Raw genomic sequence first — 23,223 nt, 5'->3', positions numbered from 1 at the left:
CCTTACTTGAGAGTGGCGAGGTAGGCCGACAAGTCGCCCGCCTCAGCGGGCGAGAGCTTCATATCGGGCATTAGCGTGCCGGGCTTGAGTTCCTGCGCGTGCTGAACCCAGTCGATCAGGTTTTCTGGTGTATTGACCACGGTTCCTGCAGCAAGCAGCCGACGCGCCAATACGTGGGTGAGATCAGGCGCCTGAACGCCGGCCGCTTTGCTCCCGCGAACCGTATGGCATCCCGCGCAGCGTTCTTCAAAGAGCTTGCTTCCTCGCATTGATTGGGACGTCGACGGTGCGGTTGCTGCGCTCATCTGCGCGGCGTACCACCGGTCATAATCGGCCTGGGGCTGCGCGTACACCTCGAACGCCATGTGGGCGTGCTGTACGCCGCAATACTGGGCGCATTGGCCTCGGAAAATACCGGGGCGGTCCGCCTGGATCCACTGCCGGTTTGTGGTACCAGGAACCGTCTGCGTTTTGCCGGCCAGTTCAGGGACCCAGAAAGCGTGAATTACGTCGGCGCTTTTCAGCAGGACAAGCACCGGTACGCCGGACGGGATGTGCAACTCGTTGGCGGTTGAGAAGTGCGTCTCGCCGTCCCCGTAGTCCGCTTTCCACCACCAGTCGTAGGCGGTGACCGTCACGGTCAACCCTGGCGTTTTGGGAGGGTCGGCGACCTCCGCGAGCACCGAGAGCATATAGACGGCGATGCCAAAGAGTGCGATGGTGGATAGCACCGAGCCAACGTAGACCAAACGCAGCCCTCCTTCGGAGACGAGCGCGCGCGCGTCTTGTTGCTTCCTGCGCCGGAACATGCCGATGAGAAGCATTCCGGCAATGATCACGCATACGAGCACGCATATGGTCGCAAGCGCCCATCCGAGATAGATCACTGGTCGTGCGGCGGGGCCCTTGCTGTGTAGAAAATACGCGAGCGGCGTCGACGCAGCCGTCAGCGATCCCGCCTCACGCGAAGGCGCTTCGGCGGCTAAGGCGCCAACCTGAAACAGCGCCGTGAAGCAGGAGGCTCCGACTTGTGCAACGGGCCCGAGAAACCGGCGCTTTAAGGCCACGCTATCCCCTAAAAAAGCTCGAACAGAAAAATTTGAGACGCACTCGGCCCTCTTCCTGCGCCCGGTTGATGCTTCGATGAGGGTACCTCGGCTCGCTCAGCGCAGAGCAACCGCCATTCCAATCTCGTGCGCAACGTCACTCACTGCCCGCCTCTGATACTCACCTCCGGATATGTATCACGATGTGAGCTTTTTTCAAACGGTTGAAAAGCTTTCTGCGTCTGCGCGGGGTGCTCGCGGTGCTGGACCTGGTCGGTTTGAACAAAACGTGAACGAGCGCGATAGGAAGGAGGACGAGTGATCGACCGCAGGGCAGTCGGTAAGTCATGCCAGCAAAACAGATATGGTTCGTCTCCCACAACTTCGCTAACGCCTGAGGACATTCCTCTGCTTCGAAGCGATGCCGTAGTGAGCAGGAATCACTCCTCTAATGGCACCGGTGCGTTTCGCAAGGGCGGACGATGCCTCCTTAGACTCGCTGCCCTACATCTGGACCTGATGAGAGAGCTGGGGAAGTTGCTTGCAGAAACCTAACGGCTACCTACGATGCGTTTAACGTGTTGATCGCCGATAGGCGGCATAGTCATTGCGTCACGTTGTGACATATCCGCAAGGATCCTAGCAGCTATCTTCGCTGCAACCAGGAGCAAACTATGTCCACTACCGTCGGCGACTTCCTTGTCGACCGCTTGCACGCTTGGGGCGTGCGCCGCATCTTTGGCTATCCGGGCGATGGCATCAACGGCATCCTCGGGGCGTTGAATCGGGCAGAAGGCAAGATCGAATTTATTCAGACGCGGCATGAGGAGATGGCCGCTTTCATGGCGTCTGCGCACGCCAAGTTCACTGGCGAGCTCGGCGTGTGCCTGGCGACCTCGGGACCCGGGGCAGCGCATCTTCTTGCGGGTCTTTACGACGCACGACTCGACCACATGCCCGTACTCGCCATCGCCGGTCAACAAGCGCGGGCATCGCTTGGTGGACATTATCAGCAGGAAGTCGATCTCCAATCGATGTTCAAGGATGTCGCGGGCGCCTTCGTGCAGCAAGCAAGTGTGCCCGCCCAGGTTCGTCATCTTGTCGACCGGGCCATTCGAACTGCGCTGGGCGAGCGAAAAGTGGCGGCGCTTGTGTTCCCTAACGATTTGCAGGAACTCAAATACGAGCCGCCGCCGCGCAAGCATGGGACTCTGCATTCAGGGGTAGGCTACCGCGCGCCCAAAACGGTCCCCTATGCCGACGATCTTCAATGCGCCGCCGAGGTCCTCAACGCCGGCAAGAAGGTGGCGATTCTCGTCGGCGCAGGCGCGTTGCAGGCGACCGATGAAGTGATCGCGGTCGCGGAAAAACTCGGCGCAGGCGTCGCAAAAGCGCTTCTGGGCAAAGCCGCCCTTCCCGATGATCTGCCTTACGTGACCGGCTCCATCGGTCTGCTCGGCACCGAGCCCAGTTACAAGCTGATGACTGAATGCGACACGTTGCTGATGATCGGCTCGGGCTTTCCTTACTCGGAGTTCCTGCCGAAGGAAGGCGCGGCGCGTGGAGTGCAGATCGATATCAAGCCAGACATGCTGTCCATCCGGTATCCGATGGAAGTCAATCTCGTTGGCGACAGCGCGGAAACATTGCGCGCGCTTTTGCCACTACTCGAACAGAAGACGGATCGCGCGTGGCGGGAGGACATCGAAGGCTGGATGACCGACTGGTGGAAAAAACTTGAGAAGCGCGCGCTCGCGTCGGGAACGACCGGCGTGAACCCACAGCGCACAGTATGGGAGTTGTCAGCGCGCGTGCCGCCCAACGCCATCGTGACCAGTGACTCTGGGTCGTGCGCCAACTGGTACGCACGCGATCTCAAGGTCAAGCGTGGCATGATGTGTTCGCTCTCCGGGGGGCTCGCGTCCATGGGCGCGGCCGTGCCTTATGCGATCTCGGCGAAATTCGCGCATCCCGAGCGGCCGGTTATTGCACTGGTCGGCGATGGCGCGATGCAGATGAACAACATGGCGGAACTGATCACGGTCGCGAAGTACTGGAAGCAATGGTCCGATCCGCGCTGGATATGCATGGTGCTTCACAATGACGACCTGAACCAGGTTACGTGGGAACAGCGCGTCATGAACGGCGACCCAAAGTTCGAGGCGTCGCAAGACATTCCGTCGGTGCCCTACCACCGCTTCGCTGAATTGATTGGGCTGCGGGGTCTCTATGTCGACCAGGCCGAGCGCATGGGCGCAGCATGGGACGAAGCGCTAAACTCAGATCGACCCGTCGTGATCGAGGTGAAGGCAGACCCTAATGTGCCTCCGCTGCCGCCGCACATCACCCTGCAACAGGCAAAAGCGTTCGCCACGACGCTCTTCGAAGGGGACCCGGACGAAGGCAACATCATCGTTGACACGGCGAAACAGGTGCTCGGTGCCGTGCTGCCGGGTCATAAGGACAATTAACCGGGGTCTTCGCCATGCACCTCACAAAACGGGAGGCGCCGGTCGACGCGATTCGGGCCCGCGCCTACACCATCCCGACAGACCGGCCGGAAGCCGATGGTACTTTCGCCTGGCAATCCACGACGCTTGTCGTTGCGGAGGTCACCGCGGCGGGCAAGACGGGCATCGGCTACACGTATAACGACGCGACCACCGCCGCCTTCATCGAATCGACGCTCGCCTCGACGCTCGTCGGCGAAGACGCATGGAACGTCGACGCCCTCTGGATACGCATGCAGCAGCGCGTGCGTAACATTGGCCGCTCAGGTATAGCGGCCACCGCGATTTCGGCGCTCGACTGCGCATTGTGGGACGTGAAGGCACGCCTGCTCGACATGCCACTCGCACGTCTCTTAGGCGCCGTCCGCGGCGAAGTTCCGCTTTACGGCAGCGGCGGCTTCACGACTTATACCGACGAAGACATTCGTGACCAGCTAGCCGGCTGGGTGCATGAGGATGGCTGCCGCTGGGTCAAGATCAAGGTTGGCACGCAGCCATCGCGTGATCCGCACCGCGTGGCGGTCGCGCGCGAAGCCATCGGGGACGACGCCGGGCTCTTCGTCGACGCGAACGGGGCGCTGGATCGGAAGCAGGCGTTTTTTTATGCGCAGCAGTTCGCGCAATACGGCGTCGAGTGGTTCGAAGAACCGGTGTCATCGGACGATATTGGCGGGCTCGCTTCATTGCGTAACGCGCTGCCTGCGCATATGGAGCTAGCCGCGGGCGAATACAGCTACTCGCTCGACGACTCTCTTCGACTGCTCGCCAACCAAGCCGTGGACGTCCTGCAGGCCGATGTCACGCGATGCGGCGGCATCACCGGCTTTTTGCGCGCGGCGACGCTTTGTGATGCGTTCCATACGCCGCTTTCGGCGCACTGCGCGCCCGCGCTGCATTTGCACGTAGCGTGCGCCGCACCGCATCTTCGACATCAGGAATGGTTTCACGATCACGTGCGCATCGAATCGATGCTTTTCGATGGTGCACCGCGCGCGCGCGACGGCGCCATCTCGCCGGATTGGTCGAGGCCCGGTTGCGGGCTCGACTTCAAGCATGCGGACGCGCACCGGTATGCGGTTTAACCGCTACAGGAAGCATCGAACAGAACGAACCGAGACATGACGCAAACCAGAACAATCGACATTGCCATCGGCTGCGGGATCGCTGCGGCGGGACTTGCGCTCGTGCGGCTTGGCGGACAGAAGGCGCAGCGCTCGCCGGCGCAGACGCACATCGATACGGCGCGCACGTTCCACCGCAGCTCGGCGCTGCTCGCACTTTCCGTGCTGACGGACAGTGCGATGGAGCACTATCGCGGCTCCTTCGATAATCCCGCGATGTACACGCCGCTCGTCGTCTCCACACTGTCATTATTGGCCGGCCTGCACGGCGGCTCCGATCACGAGCCGGCGCGTCATCCAGTGCGCAATGCGGTCTATATCAGCGCGGCGCTCGCGGGCGTCGCCGGCACAGGGTTTCATCTGTACAACATCACGAAGCGCCCCGGTGGCTGGAGCTGGCACAACCTCTTCTATGCTGCGCCGATCGGCGCGCCGATGGCCTTGCTCCTCTCCGGTGCGCTGGGGGCGGTCTCCGAACGGCTGCGTGATGAACCGGCCCACGAGCCGCGTCTTTTCGGCATGCCCGCAGGACAGGCCCTCGCGCTCGTCACGAGTGCCGGCCTGCTCGGCACGCTTGGCGAAGTCGCGCTGCTGCATTTTCGCGGCTCGTTCCAGAACCCGGCCATGTACGCACCGATCGTTGTTCCGCCCGTTGCATCGGCTCTGCTCATCAACACTGCCCTCAGCCGTCCGCGTGCGCACTGGTTGACGCGGCTGTGGCTGCGCCTAACGACGGCGCTCGGGTTCATCGGTGTCGGCTTTCATGCACGCGGCGTCGCGCGCGCGCATGGCGGCTGGCGTAACTGGAGCCAGAATCTGTTCAACGGTCCGCCATTGCCCGCACCACCCAGCTTTTCGGCGCTCGCACTCGCTGGACTCGCGGCGTTGCGTCTTCGGGAGACAGAGAAGAAATGAAGCACCTGCCCCGCTATCCCGGCTATGACGTGATGACGAAGCGCGACACCCCGTCATGGGACGAGGTCACGCGCAATGTCATCGACGAACGGCTTGCGACGCCGAAGGATCCCCACTTCTTCGATGCAGTCGAGTGGCGCGCACTCTGCGCGCTGTGCGCGTGCATCGTGCCGCAAGATCCGCAACGGCCCGCCGTGCCGGTCGCCGCGCTCGTCGACGCACGCCTCGCGAAGAACACAGGCGACGGCTATCGCGATGCTCGTTTGCCGCCGATGCGCGACGCGTGGCGCATCGGCCTTCGCGCGCTCGATGCCGAAAGCCGTGCGCGTCACGAGCTGCCGTTCGCAAGCATCGACGATCACGCGCGCCATGCGCTCCTCACCGCCATGCAGCAGGGCAAGCTCGACCGCACCGAGTGGGAAGGCATGCCGAGCGCTGTTTTCTTCGCGGAGCGCGTGCTGCACGACATCTGCGGAATGTACTACGCGCATCCGCAGGTTTGGAGCGAGATCGGCTTCGGCGGCCCGGCCAACCCGCGCGGCTACGTGCGCATGGTCGCCAACCGCCGCGACCCGTGGGAAGCCGCCGAAGCGAAACCCGGTCACGAGGATGCTGCGCAGAAGGAGAACCGCCGTGTCCGCTGATTCGCCACACGACGCGCAGCAGGTCCCGCGCGGCGCGAATGGCCGCGCGCCCGACGTGTTCCGCCCAGGCGCATGGATCCCGATGCGCGAGTATCCGCAGGACGAAGCGGTGGATTTTGCGATTGTCGGCACGGGCGCGGGCGGCGGCACACTCGCCTGCCGTCTCGCCGAGAAAGGCTTCAAGGTTGTCGCGTTCGATGCCGGCGCTTGGTGGCGTCCGCTCGAAGAATTCGCATCGGATGAGACGCATCAGGGCAAGCTCTTCTGGACCGATGAGCGCGTCTGCGACGGTGAGAATCCGCTCAAGCTCGGCAACAACAACAGCGGCAAGTCCGTGGGCGGCAGCACCGTTCACTTCGCGATGGTCTCCTTGCGCTTTCGCCCAGAATGGTTCAAATCACGATCGCTTCTTGGCTATGGTGCGGATTGGCCAATCGACTGGCGCGAGATGTGGCGCTACTACGGAGAAGTCGAAGAGGCATTGAAGATATCTGGGCCGGTGAACTATCCGTGGGGCCCCAAGCGTCCGCGATACCCGTACCGCGCGCATGAGTTGAACGCGGCGGCGTTGGTGCTCGCGCGCGGCTGTGAAGCGCTCGGCATCGACTGGGCGCCGACACCACTCGCGACCGTCTCCGCGCCGCGCGGCGAAGCACATCCGTGCGTCTATCGGGGATTCTGCGTGTCAGGCTGCGCCACCAACGCCAAGCAAAGCGCGCTCGTCACCTGGATTCCGCGCGCCGTGCGTGCCGGCGCCGAGATCCGGGATCTGGCGATGGTGGGCCGGATCGTCATGGGCGACGACGGACGCGCCACCGGCGTCGAGTATTTCCGCGAGGGACGCTGGCAGTTTCAGCGCGCACGCAACGTCGTGGTCGCGGGATACGCGATCGAAACGCCGCGCTTGTTGCTCAACTCCGCGACGGACCGCTTCCCCGATGGCCTCGCCAACAGCACAGGTCTCGTAGGCAAGAATTTGATGGTGCAAATGAATCAGGCCGCGTGGGGCACGATGGACGAAGAGATTCGCTGGTACAAGGGGCCGCCGTCGCTCGCGCTGACCGAACACTGGAACTACAAGGACACAAGCAAGGACTTCTTCGGGGGCTACTGCTACATGAGCCAGGGGCCGCTGCCGGTCGCATGGGCCTCGACGCAAACCGTGCGCGGTCTGTGGGGCCAGCAACTCGTTGACGAGATGCAGAAGTACAACCACCAGGCGGGCCTCAAGATCGTTGGGGAGGCAATGCCGCAAGAGCGCAATCGCGTAACGCTCGCCGACGAAAAAGATCAATATGGACTGCCCGTCGCCCGCGTGACGTATTCACTGTGTGAAAACGACAAACGCCTCGTCGCTCATTCGCTCAACTTCATGAGTCTCGCACTGGAGGCGGCCGGCGCACGCGACGTCTGGCGGGAAACCGATGACACGTGCCATCTCAATGGCACCGCACGCATGGGAGACGATCCGGCCACCAGCGTTGTGAATGCCGACTGTAGAAGCTGGGACATCGACAATCTATGGATCTGCGACGGCTCTGTCTTTCCAACGGTCGGCGGGGTGAATCCGTCGCTGACCATACAGGCCATCGCGCTGCGCACCGCCGACAGAATCGAGGCGCTAGCCGCTCGCGGAGACCTCTAGTGGAAAAGGACCTGGACAATGCATAAGATAGCCGTCATCACTGGTGCTGGCGCCGGCGTCGGGCGCGCGGCCGCCGAGGAATTTGCCCGTCAAGGTTATGCGGTGGCACTGATTTCGCGCGACGAAGAGCGCCTCAACAGGGCGGCTGCTCAGCTCAAGGAGCGATTCGGCGTCCCGACACTCGCCATCCCGACCGATGTCGCCGACTCAAAAGCCGTCGATGCAGCGGCATCACGTGTGGAAGACACGCTGGGTCCAATTGATGTCTGGGTCAACGTCGCGATGGCGACAGCGTTTGCGCCCGTATCCGCGCTCACGGCGGAGGAAATCGAGCGCGGTACGCGTGTCACTTATCTGGGTCAGGTTCACGGGATGATGGCCGCCCTCTCACGCATGCGGACGCGAAATCGCGGCACCATTGTGAACGTCGGCTCTGCCCTGGCTTATCGGTCAGTCCCGTTACAGTCGGTCTATTGCGGCGCGAAGTTCGCTATTCGCGGGTTTACCGATTCGCTGCGCTCGGAAATCATCCACGATGCACTGAACGTACATCTGACGATGGTCGAGCTTCCCGCCATCAACACACCGCAGTTCGACTGGGCGATGAACAAGATGGGCAAGAAAGCGCGCCCCGTCGCACCGATTTTCCAGCCGGAGGTTGCCGCTCGCGCGATATTCTTTGCGGCTACGCACCGCCGCCGCGAAGTATGGCTCGGGTTCTCGACTGTGAAGGCAATCCTCGCGAACCGGATCGCCCCCGCATTGATCGACCGCTACTTGGCGAAAGCCGGCTACTCAGGACAACTCACCGACGAACCGCTACAACGCGATGCAACTGGGAACCTGTTTGAACCGGTGCCCGGTGACCATGGCGCGCACGGCCGCTTCGATGACCAAGCGCGCGAGCATAGCTGGGAGATGTTCACCGATCGTCATCGCGCCTTCTTTTGGGGTCTCGCCGGCATTGGTGCGATAGGCCTGATTCGCTCCCTCGCCAAACGAGGGAGCTAAGCTGATGAGCTGCCCGATTGCTGACTACGCCCTCCTTTCGGACGGCGAAACCGCCGCGCTCGTGAGCCGCGACGGCTGCATTGACTGGCTCTGCTGGCCGCGTTTCGACGACGATGCATGCTTTGCGGCCCTTCTTGGTCGGTCCGAGAATGGAAGCTGGACGATCTCCCCCGCCGAAGCGATTAAGCGCAACGTACGGCGCTATCAGGACGACACCCTCGTAATTGAGACTGACTTTGAAGTCGCCGACGGTGCGGTCCGCATCGTCGATTTCATGCCTATTGGGATCGGTTCGCGATCTGTTGTACGCATCGTCACCGGCCTGCACGGTATCGTTAAAATGCGCTCCGAACTGTGCCTACGCTTCAACTATGGCGAGCTTTCACCATTGATCGAACGAGTCAATGGCGCCATTCAATCGTACATCGGCCCTGACCGGGTGACGTTGCGAAGCGATATCGAAATGCATGTCACGGACGGCGTGATACGCGGATCGTTCGACGTCAGGGCCGCAGAGGCCGTCACCTTCGTAATGAGTTACGGACGCACACATGAACCCAGCGACGAGCCCTTCGATATTCAAGCCGCGTTGCACACCACGCAGGGCTTCTGGCGGGACTGGATCGCTAACTTCGATGATTCCCGCACCGCGTGGCCGCAAGCAGTGAAGCGTTCGTTGTTGACCCTGAAGGCCCTCATCTACCGTCCCACCGGCGCAATTGTCGCCGCGCCGACGACCTCGCTGCCCGAGGCGCCAGACGGTCAACTCAATTGGGACTATCGATACGCGTGGTTGCGGGACACAAGTTTCGCGATGGTAGCGCTGCTGAACGCCGGTTATCACGAGGAAGCACAGGCATGGCGCGACTGGCTGGTGCGCACCGTCGCCACCGCGCCCGAGCGGTGTCGGATCATGTACCGGGTCGATGGCGGGCGCCATCTTCCGGAGTGGACGGTCGACTGGCTGCAAGGCCATCGCTATGCGAAGCCCGTCCGCATCGGCAACGCGGCCGCCGATCAACATCAGCTGGACGTACTCGGGGAAGTTATCGACTGCCTGGATGTCGCCCGTCGCGGCGGGCTGGCTCCTGCTGGCGAAGAATACTTTGTGGAGAGACGCATCGTCGAGCATATCGAGAAGGTCTGGCACCTCCCCGGCGCTGGTATCTGGGAGTCGCGCTCGACGCCGAAGCACTACACTTATTCCCGGGTGATGGCTTGGGTAGCGCTGGACCGTTTCGTCAACAATCATGTGTGCGATGAGGGCCACTCGGCACTCGCCGAGCGGCTCGAGTCACTTCGCGAGCGCCTTCGCGCAGAAATCTTGCGGGAAGCCTGGAATCAGGGGCTCGGTAGTTTCACGCAGTACTACGGCGCCGAAGAAGTGGATGCTAGCCTATTATTGATGCCGCTCGTCGGTTTTATCTCTGTCAACGATCCGCGTATGTCCTCGACGATCGACCGGATCGCTCGCGATCTAAGTGAAAACGGACTCATCAGGCGCCATCCGAAGGATCCATGCGGTCCCGACGAAGGAACATTTCTCGCCTGCTCCTGTTGGATGGCGGATTGCCTGAACCTTCAAGGACGCAAGGAAGAAGCGCGGAAACAGTTCGAGCGCGTGCTGGCTGTCGCCAACGACGTCGGGCTGCTCGCCGAACAATACAATATACAGCGCGTCGAACTCGCAGGAAATTTTCCGCAAGCGCTGAGCCACCTCGCTGTCATCAACACAGCGTTGGGACTGAGCGGTCCGACGTTACAAAGAGGTGGTGGATAGGGTTCGGGGCGCCGGAAAGCAAGCAGGCATTGCGCGTTGCTTGCCATCCCTCATTAGTTCCGCGCACAATGCTATATTACGCTCTCGCAATCGACCGGCCGCGTCTCGCTGCTTTTTTGGAGAACGAACCAGCATATTTCGCACTCGCTGCAACGGCAACCTGGTTCTGGATAGCTGGCGAACCAGACGGTCGAGCAGGTAAATATTTTAGCATCAAGCGCCTCAATCGGCGCCGTAGGCGACTGTGGTCAATATCGCCAACTCCGCCTGGCGCGAGTCCAGACGAGTATGCTGTATGACGACCGGTACGTCCGATGCAAACAGACTGGCATATTCGGTGCCCGTAGGAATTTGCTCTGGATCGGCAAGGTCATTGAAACGCATGTGCAGCGTTCGCATCGCTGGCACAATAATGCGATAAGGCCCTGCTGGCGCTCGGTCCTTGAAGAAGACCGTCAACTCAATGTGCGCGTCTTGCTCACCGGCGTTTAGAATGCAAGCCGCTTCATGACTGAGAAGGTCGGGTGTATGGCCAGTGCTGGAAGGCGGCAAATATCCCTCAGCAATAGCCCATCGTTTCTTACCGATCGCATTCATGCAAACCTCCAATTCAATTCAACGAGATAGCACAATGCAATCAGCAAAAAACCTACCTTGTCGGGAAGATACCAATGTTGTTCGCGAACATCCTTCTAGAACCGCAGATCTGGCCGCAGCGGCTGATTGCAAACGATTGAAGCGGCACCGCTGCCAGCCGTCAACTCCCTGTAATGAAGTTCGAAGACCGGCTCCATAGACAAGGCTTTTCTGCATTTCGGAGTCACCAACCTTCGTGCCGGTCGCTGCGACGCTTATGAAGCGAACAACGCCAGCGCCTCGCGATGTCTTTCACCGCAAGCGCACCGTTATCACCAATGAGGCGATTGAGGCGGTCCTCTGCGCGCAGGACACGCAGCTCGCTTCAGGCCCCTTTACCCCTTTACTAGTTCGAGGCGCAACGAGAGATCGATCCGGTGCACTCTTCGGAGAGCTGTCCCTCGGCGCAGTGACGTGCCGCGACGCCATGCTCAGTCCGGCCTCTCGCGATGAATCAAGGTCGAAACCAACTCACTATAGCTCGTTAGTGGTACAAACTAACCGTGCTAAATTCCTTTATATAAAGTACGGTTGCAGGTGAAGGTTGTTTTGACGGTCAGCGGGCTCGAGCACGTCGTTCGTTCGCAATCCGCTCGCGCCTGCGCGCAAGCCGAGTCTTCTCTTGACTCACACCGTACTCTGCTTCCGCAGCTGTGACCACGCCTGTGGTTGCGCCGGTAAGATCCACGCGCACATTGCATGCAATGAGCCAGCTACCGCAGCGTTGGCTGCGACACCAAAGCCTGACGCCGCTACGAGCGTCTCGTTCGCTGAGTTCAAGCGACGCCGCTCGGGCGAGCACGTCCTTGAGGATCGCGACTTTGAGCGGGACCTTTGGTGCAGGACTGCGCGGAAAAGCCTGCCGGAAATGTCGTTGCAGCGTGGTGACTGCGCGCGCGGCTGGGTCGGCAGACCTTCCGAGGCTTCGATCGCTGGGCGATTTTCCGTGCGACGTCGACTGGCGCTTTTCGCGTGCTTGTAACAGTCTCTTTGCCGTTCGCGCCTTGATTCAGCTGCACTTTAAGCGCGGCGAGTTGTTCGAATCCCATCGTGTTGCCCGAAGTCAGTCATCTAATTTTGTCTGTCGGGCTCATATCACGCCGCCATCCGCGTCGGCTGTCACCGACGAACCTCACCATTCGGACGGAAAGCGAGTCGTTCTTTTGACCGGCGAGAACGGTTTCCCGGTCTAGGCGGGCCGCCCTTCGTCTTCGCGGTCCCCACCGCTTGCGACGCAACCCGTCGAAATCAGTTCGACGAGCGCGGGAAGGTCCGCCGGCTTGATTAGATGGTGGTCGATGCCGGCCGCATGTGACTTTTGGCGGTCGTCGTCCTGGCCGTACCCGCTCAAAGCGATTAACAGACAGTCTTTGAGCGCAGCATCGGCCCGGAAAGCTTTAGCAATTTCATATCCGTTCATTCCAGGAAGACCGATGTCGAGAATGGCGACTTGCGGTGCAAATGTCCGCGCGACAGAAAGCGCAGCGATGCCGTCGTGCGCGCATCGCACTTCATGCCCGTGCATCTCGAGAAAAATCTTCAGGCTTTCCGTCGAGGCTATTGAATCGTCGACGACGAGGATACGCGCGCCGTGCTTGCGCCGCAACGGAAGAATGTCGGCAGCTGAAGGCGACTTCTCCTGTGAGACAGACGCCGGCAGCTCGACCGTAAATTTACTCCCCTTCCCGCGACCGCCACTCCAGCAACGAATCGAGCCTCCATGTAGTTCCACCAGGTGTCGGGCGAGAGTCAGCCCGATTCCCAAGCCTCCCTGCGCACGATCGAGCGCGGTATTGCCTTGAGCAAAGAGATCGAACACCCGCGGGAGCAGTTTGGGCTCGATTCCTTCTCCGTTGTCAGTGACAGTGACCACCGCAACCCCGTTTCTGAAGGTGGTCGAGAGGATAATGTGGCCGCCGGGCGGAGTGAACTTGGACGCATTGTTCAACAAGTTGGCGACGATCTGCGTGAGACGAACGACGTCTCCCTCAATGATTAGGTCGTTCTGATTCCCCTCATGTGTGAAGGCCTGGGAGCGGGCTGCGAAGTGCGGCCGACTCGTTTCGATCGCACGGTCGATCACGACGCCGAGAGAAAGTGGTTTGCGCTGTAACGCTACCGTTCCGCGGGCAATCCGCGACACATCGAGCAAGTCGTCAACGATTCGCACCATGTGCTCAAGCTGGTTGGAAATTATTCCGGTCGCCCAGCTCGCCACTTTTGCATCGCCTGGCTCCGAGCGCTTCATCACGCTGACGGCGTTCGATATAGGTGCGAGCGGATTGCGGAGTTCATGCGCCAGCATCGCTAGGAATTCGTTCTTGCGACGGTCCTCGTCCCGAAGCGCAGAGTAGAGGAACGCGTTATCAAGCGCGATGGACGCGCGACTCACAAACTCGGTGATCACAGGCGCAGGCTGACGGTCCTCGTCGCAATGAACCGCTCCGAAGGCGATAACGGCCCTTCGCTCCTTCCCGTTCAACAAGGGATGGAACCGGATTTCCTTCAAGTCGACGGCACCGTCGCCGGACGGCCAGCCGAATATACCAGCATCCCGGCAAACTAGACTCTCGGCTGAGCCCAACGTCCGCTTCGCGAACGGAACAAATGGTTCGAGCGGGGCAACGGTCTCGAGGGTCAGCCCACGGGCGGGATCGGCTTGAGCGCGTACAGCCGGACCGCAGCGTACCGAAGTGCGTGGGCAGGGTTCGCCGTCCAGTTCGAGGTAGACGCACGCGACATCGGCCAGTGCGGGCACGGACGTATCGAGGATGCGCGAAAGGGTCGTCTCCACATCGAGCGAACGCGTGAGCAGATGGCTCACCTGCGCCAGAAAATCGGCGCGTTGGCGAGCCTGGTCCGCGGACGCGCGTTGCGCCTCCGCGCGGGCAAGTTCTTCTCGCTGGGCCGCGCGGGCGCGCAGTTCGCGGTTCATCCGGTGCATCTGCACGAATACGCGTACTTTGGCGCTGAGGATCTCCGGCACGACGGGAGACGAGATATAGTCCACTGCGCCGAGTGAATACCCCCGCGCCATCTCGGCGTCGTCGACATAGGCCGTGAGGAAGATGATCGGAGTCGATGCCGTGCGCCGATAGGAGCGCAACATACTGGCCGTCTCGAAGCCGTCCATGTCAGGCATGTTTACGTCGAGAAGGATAACGGCGAAATCCTGTTGCAGCACCGCCTTGAGCGCTTCCCGTCCCGACGAGACCGTAATGACTTCCTGATCCGGTTCTTCGAGCACCGTGCGCAGGACGACGTGCTGGCTGGCAAGATCATCCACCACGAGGATGCTGACCTTGTCTTCGGAGAAAGTATCGAACATAGCTTCTCCTAACGATGCAGCCACGCGTGCAGCACGGCGAGTAGATCATCTCGGTTGACGGGTTTCGAGAGGTAATCCCACGCGCCCGCCTCAATGCACTTCTCGCGATCGCCTTTCATTGCCTTTGCCGTTACCGCGATGATCGGTAACGCCTTGCCCACCGGTCGCTTTCGGATTTCGCGCATCGTGGCGAGACCGTCCATCTCCGGCATCATGATATCCATCATGACGATCTCGATCTCAGCATCGGACTCCACCTGCCGTATAGCATCACGTCCGTTGTCGGCCCACACATGACGCATGCCGAGGTCTTCCATGATCGTCGCGAGTGCAAAGATGTTGCGCATGTCATCGTCGACAATCAATGCCTTGACGCCCTTCAATCCGCTCTGCGACGCCCGAAAGGCATCCAGCATGGCGCCGTGCTCCGCGCCGAGGTGCCTTGCGTCCACATGAAGTGCGGCGACGACCAGATCCAGCAGCTGATCGCGGCTCGCCGCGTGCTGCACCACGAAGCCTTCTCGCGCACGCCGCCAGCGCGCCGGCGGCAGCTCGACTGGGGCACTCACGATTACCGGCAGTGGAGCAATGCCTTCGCGCAAGGCGAGTGCCTCTTCAATGTCCTCCGGAGAGACGCCCGGGATGTCGTCAGCGAGGACCAGGGTATCGACGATCTCGGACGACAATTGTTGCAGCAGCGCATCGCGCGAGTCGGCAAAGACCACTTCGCCCTGCGTGCCCCGCAACCCACTGCAGAGCAGTTCCCGATCGGTCATCGAAGAGAGGGCCACGAGCGCGACGCGCCGGTCCGCTTCCACATAGCGGGCCATCGACGCGAGCGCCGCGTCCAGAACCGCCTGCGATTCGACAGGCTTCGGCAAAAAAGCGAATGCTCCGGCGCGCAATGCCCGGTCGCGGGAATCATCGGTCGAGATGACACACACCGGAATATGTCGGGTGGCCACGTCGTTCTTGAGTCGCGAGAGGACTCGCCACCCTTCCATGTCCGGCAAAAACAGGTCGAGCGTGACGAGGTCCGGCTTGAACTGGTTGGTCAGCGTCAGAGCACAGGCACCGAGTGGCGTGGTCAGCGCCTTGAGCCCTCGCTGCCGCGTCGTATCGACCATCACACGTGCAAAAACGGGATCGTTTTCCACGATCAGCACCACGCTGTCGCTCTGAACAATATTGTCCCGGTCATCAACAACATTCGCGAGCGCAATATCGTGTGCGATCTCGGCGACCGACTCTCCGTGTGCCCGGAAGTCCATGGCAGGTTTGCTTACGCCGTGCGCGTCGTTCAGAACCGTGACGCGCGCCCCTTCTCGGCGCGCGGTTCTTCTGCGCCCCGTCTTGGCGAGGTCGTTCGTGCGTGGCAAGAAAAGCGTAAATGTACTCCCATCGTTCGGCATGCTGGTCAGGCGAATTTCGCCGCCCAGCAGTTTCGAGAGCTCGCGGCTGATTGCAAGTCCCAGTCCGGTTCCGCCATATTTGCGGCTGGTGCTGCCGTCGGCCTGTTGGAAGGCCTCGAATACGATCTGCTGCTTGTCCGCAGAAATGCCGATGCCCGTATCGTGAACGGAAAAGGCGACGACGCTCCCCGCATCGTTCAGGGTGTCGTTGTCCTCGCTCCATCCGTCACGCGCCACTGAGACCGACAACGATACGTGTCCTTGGTGCGTAAATTTGAAGGCGTTGGACAGCAGGTTCTTCAGGATCTGCTGCAGCCGCTTGAGGTCCGTCACGATCGCGGCGGGGACGTCGCTGCCCAGATGAATGTTGAAATCGACGTTTCGCGCTTCGGCGACGTGACGGAAGGTGCGCTCGACGTACGCCGTCATGTCGGCAAGCCGATGCTCGGCGACATCAAGAACGACCGTTCCCGACTCAATCTTGGCCAAGTCCAGAATATCGTTGATGAGCAACAGCAGGTCGTTTCCCGAAGAATGAATGGTGCGCGAGTACTCGATCTGCTTCGCTGATAGGTTGCCTTCCGGGTTCTTGCACAGCTGGTCAGACAGGATGAGCAAGCTGTTGAGCGGCGTGCGTAGCTCGTGCGACATGTTGGCGAGAAACTCCGACTTGTACTTCGACGTCAGCGCAAGTTGCTTGGCCTTGTCCTCGAGCGCCTGGCGTGCCTGTTCAACCTCCGAGTTTTTCCTCTCGACTTCCTGATTCTGATGTGCGAGCAGCCTCGCCTTTTCCTGCAACTCCTCGTTGGTCTGCTGAAGTTCTTCCTGCCGGCTTTGCAACTCGTGTGCAAGCGACTGCGATTGCTTGAGCAGGTCTTCGGTGCGCGTGTTCGCTTCGATTGTGTTAATCACAATGCCGATACTTTCGGTCAGCTGGTCGAGAAACGCCAGATGAGTCGAATTGAAGCATTCAAGTGACGCCAGTTCGATCACGCCCTTCACCTGCCCTTCGAAGACGATTGGCATCACCAGAACGTTCTGCGGCACTACGCTCAAAAGGCCGGATTCAATTCGATACTTAGCAGGATCCGAAGGCGCCAACAGGATCTTGCGCTTCTCGAACGCACATTGACCGACCAGCCCTTCGCCGAGCTGGACCCGTTTGCCGTGCGACTGATGACCGTCTGAAGCATAGCTGGCGACTAGCCTCAGTGAAGCAGCTTGCTCGATCGTCTCGAACACGAAAAATTCGGCGTGTTGCACGCCGACGACCGGAGCGAGTTCTGAGAGGATGAGCTGGCCAACCGCGACGAGATCCTTCTGCCCCTGCAGCATGCGACTGAATTTCGCCAAGTTCGTCTTGAGCCAGTCCTGTTCCGTATTGAGGGCGGTCGTGTCCTTCAGGTTGCGGATCATCTCGTTGATCGTGTCCTTCAGCGCCGCGACTTCTCCAAGCGCCTCAACGGTGATCGAACGAGTCAAATCGCCTTGGGTCACGGCCGTTGCGACTTCGGCGATCGCACGCACCTGTGTCGTCAGGTTGGCGGCGAGCTGATTCACGTTTTCAGTGAGGCCCTTCCATGTCCCCGCCGCGCCCGGCACCTTTGCCTGTCCGCCAAGTTTCCCTTCGACGCCGACTTCGCGGGCGACGGTCGTGACCTGATCGGCGAACGTGGCGAGCGTGTCGGTCATGCTGTTGATCGTATCGGCGAGTGCCGCGATTTCGCCCTTCGCCTCCACCGTGAGCTTGCGGCCCAGATCGCCGTTCGCCACCGCAGTCACTACCCGCGCGATGCCGCGGACCTGGCTGGTCAGATTCCCGGCCATGAAGTTGACGTTGTCGGTGAGATCCTTCCACGTGCCCGCAACGCCCTGCACATCCGCCTGACCGCCGAGCTTGCCCTCCGTGCCGACCTCGCGCGCCACGCGCGTCACTTCCGAAGCGAACGAGCGCAACTGATCGACCATTGTGTTGATGGTGTTCTTGAGCTCGAGAATCTCACCCTTTACGTCCACGGTGATCTTCTTCGACAGGTCGCCTGCTGCCACCGCCTTCGTCACATCCGCGATGTTACGAACCTGACTCGTGAGGTTGCCGGCCATGAAGTTCACCGAATCAGTCAGATCCTTCCAAGTACCGGCGACGCCCTGCACATCCGCCTGTCCGCCGAGCTTGCCGAGCGTGCCCACCTCGCGCGCGACGCGCGTGACTTCGGAGGCGAAAGAACTCAACTGATCGACCATCGTGTTGATAGTGTTCTTGAGCTCGAGGATTTCGCCCTTTACGTCCACCGTGATTTTCTTCGACAGGTCGCCGGCCGCCACCGCCTTCGTCACGTCCGCGATGTTTCGCACCTGGCTTGTCAAATTGCCCGCCATGAAGTTGACGTTGTCAGTGAGGTCCTTCCAAGTTCCTGCCACACCCTGCACGTCGGCCTGTCCACCCAGCTTGCCTTCCGTTCCGACCTCGCGCGCCACGCGGGTCACTTCCGACGCGAACGAGCGCAACTGGTCCACCATGGTGTTGATCGTATTTTTGAGCTCGAGGATCTCGCCCTTGACGTCGACAGTGATCTTCTTCGAGAGATCACCGGCAGCCACGGCCGTCGTCACATCCGCGATGTTGCGCACCTGCGCGGTCAGGTTGCTGCCCATCGAGTTGACCGAGTCCGTCAGATCCTTCCACGTTCCCGCCACACCCTGCACATCGGCCTGACCGCCGAGTTTGCCTTCGGTGCCGACCTCGCGTGCGACGCGCGTCACCTCCGATGCGAACGAGCGCAACTGATCGACCATCGTGTTGATCGTGTTCTTGAGCTCGAGAATCTCGCCCTTCACGTCGACGGTGATCTTCTTCGAAAGATCGCCCGCGGCCACGGCCGTCGTCACATCCGCGATGTTGCGCACCTGCGCGGTCAGGTTGCCACCCATCGAATTCACCGAATCGGTCAGATCCTTCCACGTTCCCGCGACGCCTTGCACGTCGGCTTGGCCGCCGAGCTTGCCCTCGGTGCCGACCTCGCGCGCCACGCGCGTCACTTCCGATGCGAATGAACTCAACTGATCGACCATCGTATTGATGGTGTTCTTGAGTTCGAGAATCTCGCCCTTCACGTCCACCGTGATCTTCTTCGAGAGATCACCAGCGGCGACGGCCGTCGTCACATCGGCGATGTTGCGAACCTGTGCAGTCAGGTTGCTGCCCATCGAGTTGACCGAGTCGGTCAGATCCTTCCACGTTCCCGCGACGCCCTTCACGTCGGCCTGACCGCCCAACTTGCCTTCGGTGCCGACCTCGCGCGCTACGCGCGTCACTTCGGAAGCAAACGAACGCAACTGATCGACCATCGTGTTAATCGTGTTCTTCAACTCGAGGATCTCGCCCTTCACATCGACAGTGATCTTCTTCGACAAGTCGCCCGCCGCCACGGCCGTTGTGACTTCCGCGATATTGCGCACCTGGCTCGTCAGATTGCCCGCCATGAAGTTGACGTTGTCGGTCAGGTCCTTCCAGGTTCCCGCGACGCCTTTGACATCCGCCTGACCACCAAGCTTGCCTTCCGTGCCGACCTCGCGCGCCACGCGCGTCACTTCCGAGGCGAACGAGCGCAACTGATCGACCATCGTGTTGATAGTGTTTTTCAGTTCGAGAATCTCGCCCTTCACATCGACCGTGATTTTTTTCGACAAGTCGCCCGCCGCGACGGCCTTGGTCACCTCCGCGATGTTTCTCACCTGGCTCGTCAGATTGCCCGCCATGAAGTTCACGGAATCGGTCAGGTCTTTCCACGTGCCGGCCACACCCTGCACATCCGCCTGACCGCCGAGCTTGCCCTCAGTGCCGACTTCTCGTGCGACGCGTGTCACCTCTGCGGCAAACGTGCCGAGCTGCTCGACCATACGGTTGATGATCTTGGCCGTGCGCAAAAACTCGCCCTCGAGCGCACGTCCGTCGGCTTCGAGCGCCATGCTTTTGCTGAGATCGCCTTGCGCCACGGCGCCGATGACGCGCGCCACCTCGCTCGTCGGGTGAACAAGGTCGACGATGAGCGAATTCACCGAGTCGATCGAACGCCGCCAGAAGCCCCGCGGATCGGGCAGCGTGGCGCGCTCATAAATGCGACCTTCCTTGCCGACTGCCTGGCTGAGTCTCGCGAGCTCGTCCGACATGCGGATGTTCTGGTCGACGACGTCGTTGAAGGCATCCGCGAGCTTGCCGTGCAGGCCAGTCCAGTCGGTGGGAAGCGACGCGCCTTCTCCCTTCCTGAGTGAAATGAGCGCAGCATGAATCTCTCGCGTGCATACGTGCGCGGTGTCAGATCCGCGGAGGAGCGCATTCGTTTCGCGGGCTTGCTGCAGCCAGAACCCCTTCAGCCCTTCTTCGTCGACGCAACGACCATCGCCTGGGCGTGTAGTCGGACTCTCTCTTACGCTTTCGAGCGCAAGCGACTGGCGGGCGCATTGATCGGCCAAGCGAATGAATTCAGCGGACAACTGTCCTTTGAGCCCCGTCCAATCGGCCGGAAAGCTCAGATCGCTGTTCCCTTCGCGCAAGGCGGCAACGCTGCTTATCATCATTGCGAGATCGTCGCCGGTGAGCGTGCAATCTTCTAGCGATGTAGTGTCCATTCGAGGTTTCCGTTTTTGGTTTTCGCTTTCGGGTCCGACACGCGCGCGATCCTATATAGATATACATTAAGCGACGCTTAGAGCGACTGGACGAACATGCAGCGGAATTCTTGGTGCGCTTAAATATTAGGGAGGTCTATACCGATGGGGCGTGTTAGGGAATCGCTGAATAATGGGTCAGCGCGCGAGGTTATCGGCAGCGCTGGTTCACAATTTTCGGATGACGAAGCGAAACCCCTGTAATTCTTGGGAGTTCGGCCCGAAAACGGGGTTCACTTCTCGCATTTCTCAAACACAAGACGGATTGCTTCCATGAACCGAGCGCAACAGATTTCGCGCGATCAACAGGTTCGCCAAACCGAACAGGCTGAACAGTTGCGCCGTGTTTTTGGCCAGTCCCTTGTAGCGCACTTTGCGATGACGGAACAGGTTCTTGATGATATGAAACGGATGCTCGACCCGAGCGCGGATTTGCGCCTTGGTTTTCTCAAGCGCGATCACCAGATCCTTCAGCGGACCATCCTGCATCGCCTTGATCTTTCCGCGCTTGGCCGCTACGCGCCATTTTACCGACTTGCCCTTCATTTCGTCGCGTTTGTCCACACCGATGTAGCCCGCGTCGCCGAACGCTTCCTGCTCATGGCCGTGCAACAGGGCATGGGCCTGCGACACATCCGACTCATTGGCCGCCGTGCCCACCACGCTAAGCACGAGGCCAGATTCGGCATCGACGCCGACGTGGGCCTTCATACCGAAGTGCCACGTGTTTCCTTTCTTGGTCTGGTGCATCTCCGGGTCGCGACTCTTCCCGGCGTTCTTGGTCGAAGCCGGAGCCTCAATGATCGTCGCGTCGACCAGCGTCCCTTCCTTCATCATCAACCCGCGCTCACACAGCGAGATGCCGATTTGGTCAAACAACTTGCGCGTCAGATCGTGCTCGAGCAGCAGACGCCGGAACTTCAACAGCGTGGTCGCATCCGGCGCGTTCTCAACCGCCAGATCAATGCCGGCGAAGGCGCGCATCGCGATGCTGTCATAGAGCGCGTCTTCGAGCGCTTCATCCGACAACCCGTACCACTGCTGCAGGAAGTAAATACGCAGCATACGTTCCAAGCCAATCGGCGGTCGGCCTCGCTCGCCCTTCGGGTAGTATGGTTCGATCGCCGCCAGCAAGCGCGGCCACGGCACGACCGCCTCCATCTCAGCCAGGAAGCGCTGACGCTTGGTCACGCGTTTCTTGCCCGCACTTTCCGCCTCTGCAAAGCTGATCTGCCGCTTCATCACTATGGTTCCGTTCCGTGAGCTTGCTTCTACAACGTCCTCGGCCACATCTGCGATGACGGCCGAGTCGAATCGAACAGCGTTTCCTTACTTTGCTATTAGACCCTTACTTGTCCATCAGGGCTTGCGATCAGAGGCTGCGTGAGATGGTCCGCGGCCATTCTTACGCTTCCCGTGCCGAAGAGCCAAGCTCGCCGGACTTGCGCGTTCTTCGCGTGTCTGCTCGACCGCCAGGCCCAGAATAGGAAGCGCTCTGCTTCTCGAACGCGAGGGAAGGGGATGTCTCCAACGGCCAGCGCAGACGTCGGATGCACCGATCGTCGGTCGCGAATGACGAGGAGGACTGGAGGCGTTCCTCCGGCCCTACAAGGGTGCCTCTCAGGGCCGTGGTTAAAACAGACATTTTTCTCGCTGCCCCGCTGGCCCGACACGATTGGTGCGGCGCCGACGGGTCTGGCGGTTAGTCACCGCGCGCCTTCATGCGCCGAAGGCACTATGTATAGTGAACTGGCACACCGCACGGCGAAAGGCACATGAAGGCTTGTCCGCGAGGCGCATCCAATGGCGCGATGCCCGTCGGCGAGAGAACCGACGTGCGCCCACGCTGGTGAAGGCGGTCGAGTTGGCAGCGCAGATGCCTATAAAGAAGTCACGCTTCGGTCAACGGGGGTATGCGCGTGGCCGGGTATGAACGGCGTCATGAGACTTGAGTCGGTCGAGCCGCGCGACGAACCGCCTGTCCGCTTGGTCGAGCTGTCCAGCAGTCGGCCGCTTCGTCTTGAACACGCGTACGCCCCTACCGTCCCACAGTTCACAAGGCTTGACCAACGACCCGACGCTGATCGCGCTCGATACCCAGAGTTCGCACGACATCGATGAACTTGTACCACGTCGCAATTAGCCGCGCGCGGTACGAGGCGCGTCTATACGGAATCGGGCAAGGCACTTCCGGCGGGATCGCGCGCCGCTTCGACAAAAACCACGGCGATGGCTCTTCAGCGCGACCGCGAACTGCAGCGCAGCGGCGGCGGTGCGGGTGCAGCAGGACTGTCCTTGTCAGCGGCGGCGTCCTTCAAATCTTCCTTCGTGTCACCGAGTTCTTTCGTGGCTTCGCCGCCCGCCTGCTGAGCATCGCCTTTCGCTTCCTGGGCCGGATCGTCCGTTACTTTGCCGACGCCCCCGTTGATTTCTCCCTTCACCTTTTCGCCGACCCTCATTCATTTCGGTTCTCCTGCATTCCTCCCGATCGCAGGCTTGACTACACT

14 protein-coding genes are annotated in these 23,223 nt (G+C 60.8%); 7 read left to right on the top strand and 7 right to left on the bottom strand.

Annotation, left to right across the window (positions count from 1 at the left end; all coding sequences use genetic code 11):
* Positions 1–2: 2 nt before the first annotated feature.
* Positions 3–1,067: a cytochrome c oxidase subunit II gene (gene coxB / locus AWB76_RS33915; RefSeq protein WP_061164473.1), complete on the bottom strand. Its 1,065-nt coding sequence runs from the start codon at positions 1,065–1,067 to the stop codon at positions 3–5.
* A gap of 653 nt (positions 1,068–1,720) precedes the next feature.
* Between coxB and AWB76_RS33910 the strand changes: the two genes are divergently transcribed.
* Genes AWB76_RS33910 through AWB76_RS33880 form a run of 7 tightly spaced genes read left to right on the top strand, consistent with a single transcriptional unit; the run spans position 1,721 to position 10,672 of the window.
* Positions 1,721–3,517 (top strand): thiamine pyrophosphate-requiring protein, encoded by a 1,797-nt coding sequence (locus AWB76_RS33910; protein WP_061164472.1) that lies wholly within the window; start codon positions 1,721–1,723, stop codon positions 3,515–3,517.
* Positions 3,518–3,531: 14 nt separating this feature from the next.
* Positions 3,532–4,638 carry an enolase C-terminal domain-like protein gene (locus tag AWB76_RS33905; protein ID WP_061164471.1) on the top strand — a complete coding sequence of 369 codons (1,107 nt, stop codon included), beginning with the start codon at positions 3,532–3,534 and terminating at the stop codon, positions 4,636–4,638.
* 36 nt (positions 4,639–4,674) lie between these two features.
* Entirely contained in the window at positions 4,675–5,592 is a 918-nt protein-coding gene (locus tag AWB76_RS33900) for a hypothetical protein (RefSeq protein WP_061164470.1), read from the top strand.
* Complete coding sequence (locus AWB76_RS33895; protein ID WP_061164469.1) at positions 5,589–6,236, top strand: gluconate 2-dehydrogenase subunit 3 family protein; 648 nt, start codon at positions 5,589–5,591, stop codon at positions 6,234–6,236. The genes AWB76_RS33900 and AWB76_RS33895 overlap by 4 nt, the downstream gene beginning before the upstream one ends.
* Positions 6,226–7,881, top strand: a complete 1,656-nt coding sequence (locus tag AWB76_RS33890) for a GMC family oxidoreductase (RefSeq protein ID WP_244173565.1) — start codon at positions 6,226–6,228, stop codon at positions 7,879–7,881. Before AWB76_RS33895 ends, AWB76_RS33890 begins: the two co-directional genes overlap by 11 nt.
* An 18-nt stretch (positions 7,882–7,899) precedes the next feature.
* Positions 7,900–8,892 carry an SDR family oxidoreductase gene (locus tag AWB76_RS33885; protein ID WP_061164467.1) on the top strand — a complete coding sequence of 331 codons (993 nt, stop codon included), beginning with the start codon at positions 7,900–7,902 and terminating at the stop codon, positions 8,890–8,892.
* A 4-nt stretch (positions 8,893–8,896) separates the two neighbouring features.
* Entirely contained in the window at positions 8,897–10,672 is a 1,776-nt protein-coding gene (locus tag AWB76_RS33880) for a glycoside hydrolase family 15 protein (RefSeq protein ID WP_061164466.1), read from the top strand.
* A 222-nt stretch (positions 10,673–10,894) separates the two neighbouring features.
* Here AWB76_RS33880 and AWB76_RS33875 read toward each other — a convergent pair whose 3' ends face one another.
* From AWB76_RS33875 to AWB76_RS33855, 6 genes are all read right to left on the bottom strand, one after another.
* A complete protein-coding gene (locus AWB76_RS33875) occupies positions 10,895–11,269 on the bottom strand; it encodes a sensory rhodopsin transducer (RefSeq protein WP_061164465.1) in 375 nt (124 codons plus the stop codon).
* 595 nt (positions 11,270–11,864) lie between these two features.
* A complete protein-coding gene (locus tag AWB76_RS43130) occupies positions 11,865–12,293 on the bottom strand; it encodes a ProQ/FinO family protein (RefSeq protein WP_374729969.1) in 429 nt (142 codons plus the stop codon).
* A 204-nt stretch (positions 12,294–12,497) separates the two neighbouring features.
* Positions 12,498–14,636 carry a response regulator gene (locus AWB76_RS33870; RefSeq protein WP_061164464.1) on the bottom strand — a complete coding sequence of 713 codons (2,139 nt, stop codon included), beginning with the start codon at positions 14,634–14,636 and terminating at the stop codon, positions 12,498–12,500.
* A gap of 8 nt (positions 14,637–14,644) precedes the next feature.
* Positions 14,645–20,677 carry a hybrid sensor histidine kinase/response regulator gene (locus tag AWB76_RS33865; RefSeq protein WP_082864591.1) on the bottom strand — a complete coding sequence of 2,011 codons (6,033 nt, stop codon included), beginning with the start codon at positions 20,675–20,677 and terminating at the stop codon, positions 14,645–14,647.
* A gap of 288 nt (positions 20,678–20,965) precedes the next feature.
* Entirely contained in the window at positions 20,966–21,958 is a 993-nt protein-coding gene (locus tag AWB76_RS33860) for an IS5 family transposase (protein ID WP_061164463.1), read from the bottom strand.
* A 995-nt stretch (positions 21,959–22,953) separates the two neighbouring features.
* Entirely contained in the window at positions 22,954–23,175 is a 222-nt protein-coding gene (locus AWB76_RS33855) for a CsbD family protein (RefSeq protein ID WP_061164462.1), read from the bottom strand.
* Positions 23,176–23,223 lie beyond the last annotated feature (48 nt).

Source organism: Caballeronia temeraria, from assembly GCF_001544795.2.
Taxonomy (GTDB): Bacteria; Pseudomonadota; Gammaproteobacteria; order Burkholderiales; family Burkholderiaceae; genus Caballeronia; species Caballeronia temeraria.
The sequence above is the reverse complement of the archived record's forward strand: the minus strand, read 5'-3'. Positions and strand labels throughout refer to the sequence as shown.

Excerpts from the sequence above, each read along its gene's own strand:
- AWB76_RS33910 (WP_061164472.1), top strand. The coding sequence starts at position 1,721 with ATGTCCACTACCGTCGGCGACTTCCTTGTCGACCGCTTGCACGCTTGG.
- AWB76_RS33905 (WP_061164471.1), top strand. The coding sequence starts at position 3,532 with ATGCACCTCACAAAACGGGAGGCGCCGGTCGACGCGATTCGGGCCCGC.
- AWB76_RS33900 (WP_061164470.1), top strand. The coding sequence starts at position 4,675 with ATGACGCAAACCAGAACAATCGACATTGCCATCGGCTGCGGGATCGCT.
- AWB76_RS33895 (WP_061164469.1), top strand. The coding sequence starts at position 5,589 with ATGAAGCACCTGCCCCGCTATCCCGGCTATGACGTGATGACGAAGCGC.
- AWB76_RS33885 (WP_061164467.1), top strand. The coding sequence starts at position 7,900 with ATGCATAAGATAGCCGTCATCACTGGTGCTGGCGCCGGCGTCGGGCGC.
- AWB76_RS33880 (WP_061164466.1), top strand. The coding sequence starts at position 8,897 with ATGAGCTGCCCGATTGCTGACTACGCCCTCCTTTCGGACGGCGAAACC.
- AWB76_RS33875 (WP_061164465.1), bottom strand. The coding sequence starts at position 11,269 with ATGAATGCGATCGGTAAGAAACGATGGGCTATTGCTGAGGGATATTTG.
- AWB76_RS33870 (WP_061164464.1), bottom strand. The coding sequence starts at position 14,636 with ATGTTCGATACTTTCTCCGAAGACAAGGTCAGCATCCTCGTGGTGGAT.
- AWB76_RS33865 (WP_082864591.1), bottom strand. The coding sequence starts at position 20,677 with ATGGACACTACATCGCTAGAAGATTGCACGCTCACCGGCGACGATCTC.
- AWB76_RS33860 (WP_061164463.1), bottom strand. The coding sequence starts at position 21,958 with ATGAAGCGGCAGATCAGCTTTGCAGAGGCGGAAAGTGCGGGCAAGAAA.
- AWB76_RS33855 (WP_061164462.1), bottom strand. The coding sequence starts at position 23,175 with ATGAGGGTCGGCGAAAAGGTGAAGGGAGAAATCAACGGGGGCGTCGGC.